Source organism: Alteromonas sp. ASW11-130, from assembly GCF_026183735.1.
GTDB lineage: Bacteria > Pseudomonadota > Gammaproteobacteria > Enterobacterales > Alteromonadaceae > Alteromonas.
Genome location: NZ_JAPFRE010000027.1, coordinates 553,954 through 570,196, shown reverse-complemented (window position 1 = coordinate 570,196; position 16,243 = coordinate 553,954). Strand labels below are relative to the sequence as shown.

The following is a 16,243-nucleotide window of genomic DNA, read 5'->3' as shown; positions in this document are numbered from 1 at the left end:
TTGTCGACGATGCTCGTAACTTTTACCCGTATTATCGTCCTTACCGCATAAAAAGGCCCTCCGTACACATCGTGAGATGCAGTGGTAGTAAGGGGTATCAGACAGATTGATAAGATTTTTACGAGGTCTAGGCACAGTTTTACCAACACTAAGAAAAGGGGGGGTAATTATGCTGAAGGTAGGGCAAAATCCTACTGTTCTGAAGGATGGTTAGTGCCTGTCCACCTATAAATCTCAATGGCGCTTACGGCGGTATCTACAGACGCAGATGTAAGATTACGAATTGTCGAAGAGACAGAAGGGTGTGAGCTAGGATACATGTGGATTTATTCAACTGCACAACAATAAATTCGTTTAATTTAAAAAATTAACGCTCAATACGATTTTACACATCTACTATTTTCGTCGCTCAGGTGAACGTTATTCCCTTCACACGTCCCCATATCATACGTACTCATATTCAGATGTATTAATCCAATATCCTTTATTTGTTAACTCGGTAAAAAGGGATAAAAATGCATTTTTATCCTGACTTTCATTAAGCTCTTCAATGGTAACAGTTAGACCACTCATACACTTTTTGACTAAAGCTTGCGATGTTGTCATTTCAAAATATTCGCCCTCGATAAAAATGCCCAGTAGTCCATCTCGTTCGGTAAAAATGGGTCTACACGCGGGTACACGTTCAAAACATTCTCCTTGATTTAGTTTGTATTCAAATTCATCTTCCGTGAGTAGCTGTTCAGGAGGTTCTACTAACAGATCTTGCTCGCTCAACATTCTAAGAAGAGATTGTTCCCATAACGGATGATTAAGGGTTTCTATTAATTGATCTCTCAGTGAAGCAATAGATGAATGGTGCACCAGACCTGGAAACTCTTGTGTATTTAACTCAGGATCGCTGTAGCGTTTACTGATCCCTAATGAATTGCTAAACAACAAATCAAAACTGCGGGTTAGTGATTCTGTATCGGGCGCTCTGAAACCTACCGAGTATGTAACACAGTCACTGGTTGCAATTCCTTCGTGTGGCCAGTTAGGGGGGATATATAAAACATCACCCGTTTCCAATTCAACGTCGATTACAGCCCCGAAAGGCTCTATTTGGGAAAGCAGGGGATGAGGATGAACGGGCTTATGCTCGCCAGGGGGACCTACACGCCATCGGCGCGTTCCTTTTCCCTGTACTAAAAATACGTCATACTGATCGATATGAGGACCAACGCCTGCGCCTTCCACTGCGAAACTTATCATTAGGTCATCCATACGCCAATACGGGATAAAACTAAATGCATCCATTAGCTCTGAAGCGTCAGGATGCACTTTGTCTACTCCCTGAACTAACAACGTCCAATAGTCTCGACAAATATCTGTGAAACTATCAAACGGCCCTTGGATAACCTCCCAGCTTTTTTCATTATGAATAATAGCTCTGCTATCTAGCTCGCTATCTTGGGCCAGATATGCCAATTCATGCTCATCGATAAAATCAGAAAAGTCAGGAAAAAATTGCTTAAGAACGACTGGCTTTTTTTGCCAGTATTGTGTCAGGAACATTGAGGGATCAAACGACATAAGAAATCGGTATACGCGAGCTAAGGTTAGCGACAGTATGCGTTTTGAGTATTGCTGATGCAACCTTAACTATTGGGAGCTATGATATGGTGGGATTGGTTTTCACGTTCAACACGTAAAATTTGGTAAACACCAGCAGTTTCCGCATTTCTGGCGATAACGTCACATACAGCTATGTAGCCAGGCGCCGCTACCTGTTCAAGACTTGCTGCGCGATTAACGGTTTTTCCCCACACATCAAAACAAAGACGCTGGCTACCTATCACACCTCCTGTAACCGAACCCATCGCTATTCCGACGCGTAAGTTGCAGGTCGTGTGTAGCTGCGTGAAAAGTTGGTTTACTGTATTAATCAAATGTCGGGCGAAGGTTATTATATTGTCGATACGCTCTAGTTTAGATGAACAGTCAGAGGCGCTAAAAGGTAAGCCCGCTACCGCCATATATTCATCGCCGTTAGTTTTTATTTTCTCAATTTGAAACTCCCGCGCTAGCTGATCGAATTGCTGATAGAGAGTATCAAGAATAGTGACAATCTCGTCATCGTCGTAATGTTGTGATAACTGGGTATATCCTTGCAAATCAGCAAATAACACACAGACATTTTCGAAGCGTTCTTGGTAACCACTAGGCCAATGGGCTCGAGATAAGTGTTGGGGTTGGGGTAAAAAAGTGCGAAGTAGCTCGTTCGTTTGTGATTGTAATGCTTTAATTTGTTGCCACCTTTGCTTGGTATAGTGCTGCATCATAAACAATATGAGACAGCTAGCGCCTACCAACGTGATGCTATTGGCCAACCTGATAGTTGAAGACCAATGTTCCAGGGACATCGAAAAATACACTTCTAAACCCAAAAAGACACTTATCATCAAAGCATTACTAAACCACTTTTGGAAACGTTCGTTGTACAAATAGAAACTGTTACTCACTAGCACTCCGAAAAGTAAAAAGTGCTGAATATAAAGATTTTCTTGCCAAATAAACGTTGCGCTAACGATGAATGACAGATATGTCGCACTAAGAAGTAAGCGTGCCATTTGCCATTTGTTCGCATTAGAGAGCATTTGAGCACATAGCAGAAGTGAAAAATGAATAGCTAAATTGAAAAAAGCTGAATAGGTGACCTGGGCATTATAGTAAACAGCCAGAGGGAACTGGCAAACCAGACATAATAAAGCGACAATAATCGTCCGCTGAACGACTTTCGCTTGATATTGATTAGCGCTTTTTAATGGTGAACTGGAAATTAATTGAACCACAGTCTTGTTTCTGGAATGTTATTTAGCACCAGAAACAAGACTAAGTAAAATAACAGACTATTGTAACTGATCTACTAGCCTGATCGCGTCACCAATATAGGTAGCTGGACTCAAACGTTTTAGTTCGCTTTTGGCGCTTTCCGGCATATCCAGATTGTCGATAAAGTGTGCAATAACTTCAGCGTTTACCTTCTTTCCGCGGGTGAGTTCTTTTAATTTCTCATAGGGCTTTTCGATACCATAGCGGCGCATAACGGTTTGGATAGGCTCTGCCAGAAGTTCCCAGTTTGCATCTAATTCTGCACTCAAGCTCGCTTCGTTCACCTCAAGTTTGCTGATACCTTTTAAGGTAGCTTCATAGGCGATTACAGAATATCCCGCACCCACGCCCAGGTTGCGCAAAACCGTTGAATCGGTAAGATCCCGTTGCCATCGTGAAATAGGAAGCTTGGCACTCAAATGATTAAATACTGCGTTAGCTAATCCAAGGTTACCTTCAGAATTTTCAAAGTCTATTGGGTTAACTTTATGGGGCATAGTTGAAGAGCCAATTTCCCCAGCCACTGTTTTTTGTTTGAAGTGACCTAAGGCAATATAGCCCCAAACGTCACGATCAAAATCAATTAGAATTGTATTAAAGCGTGCAACAGCATCAAATAGCTCTGCTATGTAGTCATGTGGTTCGATTTGAGTAGTAAATGCGTTCCACTCCAGGCCCAAACGGGTGACAAACTTTTCTGAAAGAGTGTGCCAGTCAACATCTGGATAAGCGGAAAGGTGAGCGTTATAGTTTCCTACTGCACCGTTGATTTTACCCAATAGTTCTACCTGAGCAATTTGCTTCCGCTGACGGATTAAGCGCAGCGCCACATTCGCCATTTCTTTCCCCATAGTAGTGGGAGAGGCAGGCTGACCATGGGTGCGCGCCATCATTGGAATGTCGCGATATTCGTGTGCTAGTTTACTCAATGCAGCAATCAGTTTATCACAGTAAGGCAAAATAACTGACTCGCGGGCCTCACGGAGCATAAGTCCGTGTGATAGGTTATTGATATCTTCCGAGGTGCAGGCGAAGTGGATAAACTCATTAATTTTATTTAATTCTTCACTATCTGCGACTTTTTCTTTCAAAAAATACTCGACCGCTTTGACGTCGTGATTGGTAGTACGTTCTATTTCTTTTATCCGCTGGGCATCCACAACCGAAAAATCAGCCACAATGTTATCTAGTAGTTGGTTGGCTGTTTTTGTGAAAGCAGGGACTTCGTTTATCTGGGGAGTGTCAGAAAGCATTTGTAGCCAGCGAACTTCTACTTCGACGCGGTATTTTAACAAACCGTACTCGCTAAATATGCTTCTTAATGCTTCACTTTTGCCAGCATAGCGACCGTCTACTGGAGAAATTGCGGTTAACTGAGTCAGTTCCACCTGTTACACCTCGATTAATTAATTAACTTAAGTGCTTCATAAGCACTACGTAAAATTTGTTTGCGTTTAAAGAGTATCTGGCGACGCTTGCCGCCCATTTGACGCCACATTACCGCAGCTCGCACACCTGCCAATAGTAAGGCACGTACACGCTGTTGATTGGTTACTTTACTAAGGTGCTCTGGGTTACCTGCTACCTGAATTCTAGGCGCTAGCGGGCTGACAATATCACTGTAAATACTCGCCAACGATGCGGCAATTTGCGTATTTTCAAAATCGACGTGAGCTAGCTGCCGTTGAACATGAGATATTCTATTTGCTAGCTCATCTAAAGCATCTGGTTTTCCCGCCAGCTTTCGCTCGAGCCCTAAAATACTGGCTACATAGCGGGTAATTTCAGTATCTTTTGTGTTTGATTTATCTGAAAGCTGAGAAACTAACATTTGATATCCCAGCTTGAGGTTATCAAGGCTACCAAACACCTGTTGCGGGTTTTCTGGCTCGGTTACTAAGATACTGGAAAGACTAGCTTCAAATGCGCGCTCGTCTATTTTGCCTTGACGGGCAAGTTGCTTTACTAAAGCTGCTGCCTGGCAAACGCCCGCCAGCGCTAAATGTTGTTCGATTTCTGGTGTCATAACTAACGAATATAACTCTCTATAATTCCACCACCGAGACATACTTCGTCCTGATAAAAAACGGCTGATTGGCCAGGAGTTACCGCTTTTTGTGGTGAATCAAACATTACTGTTACTTCACCTGAGGAAGTAGGCGTGATTGTGCAGGGAATATCGGTTTGACGGTAACGCGTTTTCACAACTGCTTTAACAGGCGTTACCAGTTCTTTTCGATCTACCCAGTGTAGCTGCTTTGCTACTAAACCGTTAGAATATAGGCGAGGGTGATCTGCACCCTGGCCGACAATCAGAACATTTCGCTTAACATCTTTATCCACCACGTACCAGGGTTCATCACCGTGCTCTTTTAAACCGCCAATATGCAACCCTTTTCGTTGGCCTAGCGTGTGGTACATCAAGCCTTCATGTTCACCTATTAACTTCCCTTCAGCCGTTTCGATTTGACCGGGTTGGGCGGGCAGATAGCGAGAAAGGAAGTCTTTAAATTTACGCTCACCAATAAAACAAATCCCAGTCGAGTCTTTTTTATCGTGGGTAATAAGTCCTTGCTCTTCAGCAATTTTTCTTACTAACGGCTTTTCTAACTCGCCTACAGGAAACAGTGTTTTGGCCACATGTTGTTCACCTAACGTGTACAAAAAATAGCTTTGATCTTTGTTAGTATCTAAACCACGCAATAGTTGCCAATGCTCACCCTGGTGTCGGCGACGAACATAGTGTCCCGTAGCAATATAATCTGCGCCTAAATCTTCAGCAGCAAATTCAAGAAACGCTTTGAATTTAATTTCCTTGTTACACATGATGTCGGGATTGGGCGTGCGACCGGCTTTGTACTCTTCCAAAAAGTACTCAAATACATTGTCCCAATATTCGGCTGCGAAGTTGATTGTATGTAGCGGGATATCAAGTTTGTCTGCAACGGATTGTGCATCTTTCAAATCTTCAGCTGCGGCACAGTACTCGTCATTGTCATCCTCTTCCCAGTTTTTCATAAATAGGCCTTCCACCTGATACCCTTGTTCTTTAAGTAGGTATGCGGAAACGGAAGAATCTACGCCGCCAGACATCCCGACGATGACTTTCTTGGAAGCTGGATCAGCAATGGATTTTGAAGAAGTTGACACGGTGAGTACCTTGTATCCTCTGGAGCAAATTAAAGGTCGCGGATCTTAACAGAATAATTGGCAATTGACACGTTCAGGTCGGGCTTTCTTGATGAAGTGAAAAGCAAGTAATATTTACGTTAAGTCAAGGTTACATAATGACCATTTGGAATACCATCGATCGTCCAGTTTCCTAAACGATAACGGATAAGGCGCAGAGTAGGGTAGCCCACATGCGCGGTCATCCTTCTCACTTGCCGGTTTTTGCCTTCGCTGATAGTGATACGTAACCAGGAAGTGGGAATATGTTTTCTGAATCTTACCGGCGGATCCCGCTCCCATACTGTGGGCTCCGACATAAGTTCAACTTTAGCTGGTTGAGTTAATCCGTCTTTTAACTCTACACCTTCTTTAAGCGCATTAATGGCGTTTTGATCGGGTTCGCCTTCTACTTGAACCCAGTATGTTTTGCTGGTTTTAGCTTTGGGGTGAGCAAGTTTATGTTGTAATTTACCGTCGTTGGTTAAAACAAGTAAGCCTTCGGAGTCGCGATCGAGCCGACCTGCTGCGTAAACATCGGGAATTTGGATGAAATCACTGAGGGTTTGGCGATTATCTGCGTCAGTAAATTGAGAAAGAACATTAAACGGTTTGTTAAATAGAACTATTGTGGAGCGTAGTGTTTTTGACTGTTTTTTCATCGAGCGTCAGGTAATCCTTACATTTTTAGAAAAAAAACGAAAATTTGGAGCATGTGTAAAGTCTATAAGCAATTGGTATGACTTGTAACTCAGGTAATCGACCCTATACTAATGGGCGCGGTTTTGAATATGACCTGATTAATGATAGGTATTTCACCTAGTTTGCTAAGCATTTAATAAAGTAAAAAGTAATAGGAAGTGTAAACCATAAATCCTATTACAATGCATGATAGCAAGAAATTACTGTATCAGGTTATGTTAGCAAAAAAATCAAAACGGAACTAAAACGGTAGAAAAATACCGACAACATTGAGGTATATAATGACTAAAGCCAAGTCGACAATCATCTATACCAAAACAGATGAAGCGCCAATGCTGGCCACCTATTCCCTGTTGCCCATCATTAAAAAATTTGCGGGCGAAGCAGACGTTGAAGTTGAACTGAGAGATATTTCACTCGCTGGGCGTATTCTAGCCAATTTTCCTGAATACCTTTCAGACGAGCAACGTATTGTTGATGCGTTAAGTGAATTGGGTGAAATGACGCAAGACGAAAATGCAAACATCATCAAACTTCCGAATATTAGTGCTTCCATTCCTCAGCTAAGAGCCGCAATAAAAGAATTAAATGCGAAAGGTTTTAATGTACCTCCTTTCCCAGAAGACCCTAAAACGGATGAAGAAAAAGACATCCGAGAACGCTACGGAAAGATTTTAGGCAGTGCGGTTAATCCCGTATTACGAGAAGGTAATTCTGATCGCCGCGCACCGACAGCGGTAAAAAATTATGCTCGCAAACATCCACACTCAATGGGCGAGTGGAGTCAGGCTTCACGTTCTCACGTAGCGCATATGCGCGGTGGCGACTTCTTCTCCAGCGAAAAGTCTACGACGATAGAAAAAGCGGGCCACGTCAGCATCGAGTTTACTGACACCAAGGGCAATAAGAAAACCCTTAAACCAAAAGTTGAACTGCAAAAAGATGAAGTCATCGATGGCATGTTCATGAGCAAAAAGGCGCTATGCAGATTTTTCGAAGAACAAATTGAAGACGCCAAGAACACCGATGTATTATTTTCACTTCACGTAAAAGCCACCATGATGAAGGTGTCTCACCCCATCGTATTTGGTCATTGTGTGAAAGTATTCTACAAAGAATTGTTCGATAAATATGGTGAATTGTTCGAAGAGTTGGGCGTCAACCCTAATAATGGTTTAGGCAGTGTTTACGACAAGATTTCTAGCTTGCCTGAATCTCAGCGTTCTGAGATCCAGAAAGATATTAACAAGTGCTATGCAGACCGCCCACCTATTGCAATGGTCAATTCAGACAAAGGCATTTCTAACCTTCACGTACCAAGCGACGTCATTGTTGATGCATCAATGCCTGCGATGATCCGGAATTCAGGGAAAATGTGGGGACCGGACGGGAAGGCTCACGATACTAAAGCTGTTATTCCTGAAAGTACCTATGCAACTATTTACCAGGAAGTTATTAATTTCTGTAAAACGCATGGAGCCTTCGATCCCACCACTATGGGCACAGTGCCGAATGTTGGTTTAATGGCCCAAAAAGCAGAAGAATACGGCTCTCACGACAAAACGTTTGAAATGGAAGCTGATGGTAAAGTACAGATTATCGACCAGGACGGTAATGTACTGATTGAGCACGATGTTGAAGAAGGTGATATCTGGCGGATGTGTCAGGTTAAAGACGCGCCGATTCAGGACTGGGTAAAGTTAGCCGTAACCCGAGCACGTCAGTCTGGCATGCCAGCAGTCTTCTGGTTGGATGATGAACGTGCTCACGATGCGCAACTCATTAAAAAGGTCCACAAGTATCTAAAAGACCATGACTTGTCAGGGTTAGATATCCAGATTATGTCTCCGGTTCGTGCTATCCGCTATAGTATGGAGCGTGCCATTCGTGGGTTGGATACCATTTCGGTGACAGGTAATGTTTTACGCGACTACCTGACTGATTTGTTCCCAATTTTAGAGCTAGGAACCAGTGCTAAAATGCTATCTATTGTGCCATTGATGGCGGGCGGCGGTCTATATGAAACGGGTGCAGGTGGCTCAGCACCTAAACATGTTCAACAGTTTGTTGAAGAAGGACACCTCCGATGGGATTCACTGGGGGAATTCTTGGCGCTTGCCGTTTCTCTTGAAGACCTCGCGATTAAACAAGGAAATGATAAAGCTAAGTTGATTTCCAAGGCGCTGGATAAGGCCACAGAGCAGCTATTGAATAATGGTAAATCTCCGCTACGTAAAGCAGGTCAGCTAGACAATCGAGGAAGTCATGTGTATCTGGCAATGTATTGGGCTCAAGAGCTTGCAAACCAGACTGAAGACAGTGACTTAGCTGCAACTTTTAAATCGGTACATGAGCAGCTTTCTCAGAAGGTCGATACTATCATCGCTGAGATCGACAGTACCCAAGGACAGCCACAAGATATAGGCGGGTATTATTATCCAGATGAGGATAAAGTTTATACCGCGATGTCGCCAAGTAAAACACTTCATGAAATTCTGGATTAATTCACTTAACCAGCAACAATAGACATTAAAAAGCCCGGTTATGAACCGGGCTTTTTTATTGAATGGAATATTAACTTATTAATTCTGGCACAACACTATCTTCCAGAAGAGTGAATCACGCTCACTTCTGCTTGCATCTATATTGCCGACCTTTTAAAAAGGTCGGTCTACAGCCATAAAAAAGGTCTTTTATATTCAAAAGGAATCAATAAAAGACCTTTTTTGTTTAAAATTAATTCAGGTTTAACTTTTAACGCTCCGGCTCATCTTTCAAACCGATATTCTCAGCGTGCAAGCCTTTCGGTCCCTGTTGTACTTCAAAGGTCACTTCCTGACCCGCTTTGAGGGAACGATAACCTTCCATTTGAATGGTTGAGTAATGCGCGAAGATGTCTTCTCCACCGTCTTCAGGAACGATAAATCCGAAACCTTTTGCATTGTTAAACCACTTTACTTTACCAACCGCCATACTTCGACTTCCTCTTAATCCTTGAACTCACACAAATATGTCCCCACAATAAAACTATAGGAACACTGCGATAAAGCTGTCACAATCTTTATCACAGACAAACTGTAGATATTTTAACCATCGGATGTCAAGGCTAAATTGAATAATTAATATTAAAATAATTCTAAGTAATCCGCTGGGTACAAACTATGATTAAATTATGAGTAAAGACAACACCATTAGTATTGAGAAAGAGAAATTGCGTGAAACGGTGCGCAAGAAAGTTGAACCGCCGCCGATGTATAAAGTGTTGTTGAACAATGATGACTACACTCCAATGGATTTTGTAGTCGAAGTGCTCATGCAATTTTTTAATATGGATACTGAAAAGGCCAATCAGCTAATGCTGACCGTACATTATCAAGGAAAAGCTATTTGCGGTGTATACACTGCCGAAGTAGCCGAAACGAAAGTGATGCAAGTCAATCAGTATGCACGTAAGCATCAACATCCGCTTATGTGTTCCATGGAGCAGGCGTAGTTAACCAATAGAGGGCGCGTATTATGCTGAATAAAGATTTAGAACAAACCTTAAATGAAGCGTTTGTTTTTGCCAGAGAACATCGCCATGAATTCATGACAGTTGAGCATCTGCTGCTTGCGCTATTGGATAACAGTGCTGCTCAGGAAGCGTTAAAAGCGTGTGGAGCGAACATTGACTCTATCAAAGGCGAATTAATTGAATTTGTAAAAGATACCACACCATTAATTTTAGAAGACCAGAGTAATGAGAGGGAGACCCAACCAACCTTGGGCTTTCAGCGTGTATTACAACGAGCAGTCTTCCATGTTCAGTCGTCTGGTAAAGACGAAGTGACGGGGGCCAATGTATTGGTCGCCATTTTCAGTGAGCAAGAATCCCAAGCGGTTTATATTCTTAAAAAGTCGGATGTAACGCGCCTAGATGTGGTGAACTTCATTAGTCATGGGGTAAGCAAAGCGGATGAAGAAGGAACTTCTTCTACTGAATCTTCGGAAGAAGCCACCGAGGCCGAAGAGGGCGGTTCTGCACTTGCTAAATATGCAACTGACCTGAACAAGTTAGCGAAAGAAGGCAAGATTGACCCTTTGATTGGGCGGGATTCCGAGTTAGAACGCACTATTCAGATCCTTTGTCGCCGACGTAAAAATAACCCGCTACTGGTGGGCGAAGCTGGAGTGGGAAAAACTGCAATTGCCGAAGGCTTAGCCTATCGTATCGAGCATGAAACGGTGCCGGCAGTTATCGAGAATAGCACGATCTATTCGCTCGATTTAGGTGGACTGCTTGCAGGGACTAAATATCGTGGTGACTTCGAAAAAAGGCTAAAAGCTATTCTACGCGAATTGAGTAAAAATGAAGACGCTATCCTGTTTATTGATGAAATACATACCATTATTGGCGCGGGAGCAGCCTCTGGTGGGGTGATGGATGCCTCTAATTTACTCAAGCCTAAACTAAGTAGTGGCGAGTTACGCTGTGTGGGTTCCACCACCTTTCAGGAATATCAGGGAATATTTGAAAAGGATAGGGCGTTGGCACGACGCTTTCAGAAGATTGATGTTTCTGAGCCGAGTGTAAGTGATACTACAAAGATTCTTCAAGGTCTTAAATCACGGTATGAAGAACATCATAGTGTTCGTTTCACGCAAAAAGCGTTACAAGCCGCTGCCGAACTTTCTGCTAAATATATTAATGAACGTCACTTACCAGATAAAGCTATTGATGTGATTGATGAGGCGGGAGCGAGTCAACGCTTGCTGCCCCAATCTAAGCGTAAGAAAACCATTAGTGTGGGAGATATCGAGCAAATCATAGCGAAAATGGCACGCATTCCAGAGAAGTCGGTATCGGCTTCTGATAAAGACGTGCTCCAAAATTTAGGTCGTAACCTTAAGATGGTGGTATTTGGTCAGGATAAAGCTATAGAAACGCTTACCGACGCTATTCATCTGTCACGTTCAGGTTTAGGTACTGAAACAAAACCAATTGGTAGTTTTCTGTTTGCAGGGCCAACGGGGGTGGGTAAAACAGAAGTGACCCAGCAGTTGGCAAAAATTATGGGCGTAGAGCTGGTGCGTTTTGATATGTCAGAATACATGGAACGCCATGCTGTGAGCCGTTTAATTGGTGCGCCTCCGGGTTACGTCGGCTTTGATCAGGGAGGGTTATTAACCGACGCGGTCATTAAGCATCCCTATTCAGTGGTGTTACTGGACGAAATAGAAAAGGCACACAGTGATATTTACAACATCTTACTGCAGGTGATGGATCACGGTACCTTAACCGATAACAACGGTCGAAAAGTTGATTTCCGTAATGTAGTGATGGTGATGACTACGAACGCGGGTGTGCAGGAAACAGTAAGAAAATCTATTGGTTTCCGTCAACAGGATCATAGCCATGATGCATTGTCGGAAATTAATAAAGTGTTTTCCCCCGAATTTAGAAATCGGCTTGATGGCATCATATGGTTTAATCACCTCGATGTAGAGGTTATCCTTCAAGTAGTGGATAAATTTATTATTGAATTGCAGGCGCAGTTGGACGTGAAAGGGGTATCTTTGGAAGTATCGCAGGGCGCACGTTCTTACCTTGCAGAAAAAGGTTATGACAAAGCAATGGGAGCAAGACCCATGGCGCGTCTGATAAAAGAAGAAATTAAGAAAGAACTAGCTAATGAACTGTTATTTGGCGAACTGAATAAAGGTGGTAATGTTAATGTTGAATATGACGGTGACAAATTAAACTTCACCTATAATATGCAAAGTACCGAAAAGCAGGAAGCTGAAGAGAGCTAGAAAACGCTCCATACCACTACATTGCAATTAAACCTGCTATCTAGTTGATAGCAGGTTTTTTAATACCTAAAAAAAGACCCTCAATATTGAGGGTCTTTACTTTAAAACGTCGACTCAGCTCCTAAGGAGCGCTTATTAGAATCTGTAACGCACACCTAGCTGAACTTTCCATACAGATGCTACAGATGCTACTGTTGGTTGTGGCTCAGAGAAGTTATCGTATACGTACTGACCATTGTCATTAATTGATACGTCAACAACAGGCGCATTGAATGGTTGTACATAACCCGCAGCGCGGCCCCAGTCATCATTCAACAGATTACCCAGGTTTTCGATATCAAAGATAACTTCGATAGCCTGTTCATCAGTAATCATGAATTCCTGCATAAAACGTACATCAATACGGTTAATCCAGTCGCTCTCGCAAGCGTGACGGCGAGAAATCGTACCCGCATTGTCAGCTAAACAGTCATTGCCATTGATATAACCAAAGAAAGCCTCTTGATCGAAACCTGGCGCGTAGGTAACGATTGAATCATTTGGTCCTGTGGGAATGTACAGTGACTGTGAGTTGTACGCAGTCCAGTCAGCAAATGAAGAGTTCACAAACCCGCCAAACTCAGCAGTAGTTGAACGCATGGTATGGCTGTAATGTCTACCCGAACGGCCAGTGTAAAGGACGTTGATAGTGGTCAAGTTGTCACCGAACAGTGCTTCACTCCAGCTGAAGTTTGCTGACAAGGCGTGGCGAACTTCATATTCTGAGTTATAAAGAGTCTCAGATTGGAAGTCATAGTTTGCCGGCATCGAGTAACCTTCAAATGCAATGAAGGCATTACCCGGATTAACTTCGTCTATATCCTGATAGGTATAACCAAGGTCTAACCCAAATACACCGTAGTCTGTGTACCAGTTCTTGTTCGCGCTGAAGCTCCAAACCTGGCCACCGCCTTTACCTGTATTTTCCAAAGAAAGGTCAAAGGGTGAGACCTCGTTATAAATTGGGCGGCCGTCAGGCGCCGTGCCAACTTGATCAAGGTTAAGCTCACGATAGATAGCTGCGTTGTTGACTTCGCTTAAAATGAAGTCAGCACTTAACGTCCAGTCTTCACCTAAATAAGGAATATCTTGTCTGCGTTCGACACCTAGGTTTAATTTCCACACGCTCGGTATTTCAAAATCAGGCGACACGGAGTTGGTATCACCGTTATTCATGCCTTTTGCCGCAGCAAGCTGATCCAGAATTACTTGAGGTGTCGTTCTCCCATCAAAATCACACACCGCAACGCCGAAACCACTAAGGCCTGTTTGTTCACTCGCGCATACTCTAAATGCTTTGCGAACACCGTCGTTTCCGTAAGAATTTGAAAGCCAAACATTGGGACCGCCGCCGCCAAATAGACCTAAACCACCCCGAAATACTGTCTCTTCATCAAAGTTATAGGTAAAGCCTACGCGAGGTTCAAATAAGTCTAAGCCATCATAGTTGTGTTGATTGGTGTAGCCATGACGAGCTTCAAAAAATTTGTTATACGCGGGCAGATCATCGTTAGCGTACGTTGTGTAACGGAAGCCGTAAGTAAGTGTTAAATCAAAATTGATGTTCCACTCGTCTTGTAAATAGAAGGTGTCTAATGAATATTCAAATTCATCTACAGCACTACGCGGGTTTCCGTCTAACGCATTTTGGAAAACGTGCACAGTTCTATCATTGGCAAAATCGTCAACGCTGGCGAAATTGGAGAATCCTAATGAACCGAACACAAACAAGTTGTAAACTTCTAATTCTTCATGTTCCCAACCAAACGTTAGCTTGTGCTCGTCATTGAGGTAATAATCACCTTTCAGTTTCATTGCAAAACGGTTGTTATCTAACTCATTGGCGTGACGGAACTGATCTGGACCTATATATAATTGCCCACCATTGTCGGTATTTATCAGCATTTGACCAAAGTTAGCGCCTAGCAATGGATCCTGACTGGTTTCAACCTTTTTATTTGAAAGCTTAATTTCAGTAGAGAAATCATCATTCCAGTCCGAGAAAACCTGTAAGCTAACTGCTTCTAACGTTTCAGCTTGGTTGTAACGGTTTGATTCAGCACTGGCAACGTTAGAGTTAGGAAAAGTCTCTACCCAATAATCACGAACCGTATTACCTTCGTTATCTTGATAGGTTAATGATGCACGATGATCATCATTGATATACCAATCTAATTTAACCAGCAGTTTTTCGTCTTCTTCTTCTTTGGGTACGTTGTAGCCACCAATGTCATAGTTCCACACATCTTGCGCAATTTGCGCAATCTGGTTGAAATCGGCTTGTGTTACACCGATACGCTCATTAGGCTCTACAGTTCCGTTTTCGTTGTCGAAGGGAAAAGAGTAGGGGGAAGTCGACTCAAATTTTTCATATGATGCGAAAAAGAAAAGTTTGTCTTCCAGAATAGGTCCACCAACTGAGAAGCCATAAGTGTCTTCTTTGAACTCGCCAATATTTAAATCTTGACCTTCGCTTTCATCGCCGATCATGCTGTCGTCAGAACGGAAGTAGAAAGCAGAACCATGAAATTCATTCGTCCCCGATTTAGTGACAACGTTTACGTTACCACCTTGGAAATCACCATAGGTTACATCGAATGGGGCAATATTAACCGACAACTGTTCAATGGCATCAAGGGAAATCGGGGTACGACGGCCTGGGTAACCATTCTTATTTAGACCGAAGTCATCGTTTTGTTTTACACCATCTACGGTCAGACTGTTACCACGTACGCTTCCTCCCGCAATTGACATTGCCGGGCCGCCGTCTGCGGTGGGGTCAACGATAATTTTAGAGTCACGCTTTAATAACGACTTGATATCGCGACTGATAGAAGGGGTTTTGTTGATGTCACCTTCAGTAAACTCAGAACTTGGCCCTTTTTTTAAAGCACCTGACATCGCCACTTGCCCAGTCACTGAGATAGTTTCATATTCAGGCTGACTTTCTGCAGCGGTTAACGATACGCTTGCAGTTCGACCTAACTGTAAAAATAAGTCATCGATGGTTTGCGCTTCGTACTGTGAACCATCTTGTAATCTAACAATGTAAGGTCCACCTACTGTTAGTCCTGATGTTTGGAAAATACCGCTATCCGTAGTAGTTAAAACCTTCCTGGTTCCTGTAGGGGTATGGATAACTTCGACAATAGCACCAGAAATTGGGTTGCCAGAGGTATCGAGTACCTGACCACGAATTTCTGAGGAGGTTTCCTGCGCCGAAGCCTGGCCAGTTGCAACTAGTGCACTTGTAACCAAAAGGGCTACTCGGGTTAATTTTAGCATGTGTTTTCTCCGCAATATGCGATATTGACTTAAATATTATTATTGTTATTGATTGATCTTAAATAGCCGCCGCGTCTAAATGTGGGCAACATATTTTTAACGTTTCGCTGAATTAATAATTAATATAATCAGCTATTACTGCGGACGCGAATGATACCAGCACCTTTACCAATTTTCTTCACATAATTGTAATAATACTGAAAAAAGAACAATGGTAGAGCAGCACTAAAAGCGTTAAAAACTAAGCGCTACACACCATTTCGTGGCCCAAATTAGCGCTGTAACTATCAAGCACCGGAAAACCGCTAAAAGTATTACAAAATAGAAAGGGTTGGTTAAAGTTTGGTCATTGGTTGAGGTTGAACGTGAAATGATCAATAGA

The 16,243-nt window shown here is 42.8% G+C and carries 11 protein-coding genes and 1 pseudogene; 3 read left to right on the top strand and 9 right to left on the bottom strand.

The window, feature by feature from the left end; translation table 11 throughout:
* The 7 genes and pseudogenes from OPS28_RS11720 to OPS28_RS11690 form a co-directional block, all read right to left on the bottom strand.
* Positions 1-135, bottom strand: a pseudogene (locus tag OPS28_RS11720) (transposase); the annotation flags it as partial.
* Between the two features lie 309 nt (positions 136-444).
* Complete coding sequence (locus OPS28_RS11715; protein ID WP_265609632.1) at positions 445-1,557, bottom strand: JmjC domain-containing protein; 1,113 nt, start codon at positions 1,555-1,557, stop codon at positions 445-447.
* An 83-nt stretch (positions 1,558-1,640) separates the two neighbouring features.
* Positions 1,641-2,834, bottom strand: a complete 1,194-nt coding sequence (locus tag OPS28_RS17085; protein WP_265609631.1) for an adenylate/guanylate cyclase domain-containing protein — start codon at positions 2,832-2,834, stop codon at positions 1,641-1,643.
* 57 nt (positions 2,835-2,891) lie between these two features.
* A complete protein-coding gene (gene purB, locus OPS28_RS11705; protein WP_265609630.1) occupies positions 2,892-4,262 on the bottom strand; it encodes an adenylosuccinate lyase in 1,371 nt (456 codons plus the stop codon).
* Between the two features lie 14 nt (positions 4,263-4,276).
* Positions 4,277-4,942, bottom strand: a complete 666-nt coding sequence (gene hflD, locus OPS28_RS11700; protein ID WP_265609629.1) for a high frequency lysogenization protein HflD — start codon at positions 4,940-4,942, stop codon at positions 4,277-4,279.
* The gene (mnmA, locus tag OPS28_RS11695; RefSeq protein ID WP_265609628.1) at positions 4,903-6,024 is read right to left on the bottom strand and encodes a tRNA 2-thiouridine(34) synthase MnmA; all 1,122 of its coding nucleotides are present in this window, start codon (positions 6,022-6,024) and stop codon (positions 4,903-4,905) included. Before mnmA ends, hflD begins: the two co-directional genes overlap by 40 nt.
* A 119-nt stretch (positions 6,025-6,143) precedes the next feature.
* A complete protein-coding gene (locus tag OPS28_RS11690; protein WP_265609627.1) occupies positions 6,144-6,704 on the bottom strand; it encodes an rRNA large subunit pseudouridine synthase E in 561 nt (186 codons plus the stop codon).
* Between the two features lie 321 nt (positions 6,705-7,025).
* On the opposite strand from OPS28_RS11690, the gene OPS28_RS11685 reads away from it, so the two are divergent.
* Positions 7,026-9,248 (top strand): NADP-dependent isocitrate dehydrogenase, encoded by a 2,223-nt coding sequence (locus tag OPS28_RS11685; protein WP_265609626.1) that lies wholly within the window; start codon positions 7,026-7,028, stop codon positions 9,246-9,248.
* A 250-nt stretch (positions 9,249-9,498) separates the two neighbouring features.
* Here the strand turns inward: OPS28_RS11685 and cspD are convergent, their stop codons facing one another.
* On the bottom strand, positions 9,499-9,717 hold the full coding sequence (gene cspD / locus OPS28_RS11680) for a cold shock domain-containing protein CspD (protein ID WP_169211691.1): 219 nt from the start codon (positions 9,715-9,717) through the stop codon (positions 9,499-9,501).
* A gap of 199 nt (positions 9,718-9,916) precedes the next feature.
* Here cspD and clpS point away from each other — a divergent pair, with 199 nt between their 5' ends.
* Both clpS and clpA read left to right on the top strand, forming a co-directional pair.
* Positions 9,917-10,237: an ATP-dependent Clp protease adapter ClpS gene (gene clpS / locus OPS28_RS11675; protein ID WP_265609625.1), complete on the top strand. Its 321-nt coding sequence runs from the start codon at positions 9,917-9,919 to the stop codon at positions 10,235-10,237.
* A gap of 23 nt (positions 10,238-10,260) precedes the next feature.
* Positions 10,261-12,537 (top strand): ATP-dependent Clp protease ATP-binding subunit ClpA, encoded by a 2,277-nt coding sequence (gene clpA / locus OPS28_RS11670; protein ID WP_265609624.1) that lies wholly within the window; start codon positions 10,261-10,263, stop codon positions 12,535-12,537.
* 135 nt (positions 12,538-12,672) lie between these two features.
* On the opposite strand, the gene OPS28_RS11665 is transcribed toward clpA, so the two are convergent.
* Entirely contained in the window at positions 12,673-15,861 is a 3,189-nt protein-coding gene (locus OPS28_RS11665; protein ID WP_265609623.1) for a TonB-dependent receptor, read from the bottom strand.
* Between the last annotated feature and the right edge of the window lie 382 nt (positions 15,862-16,243).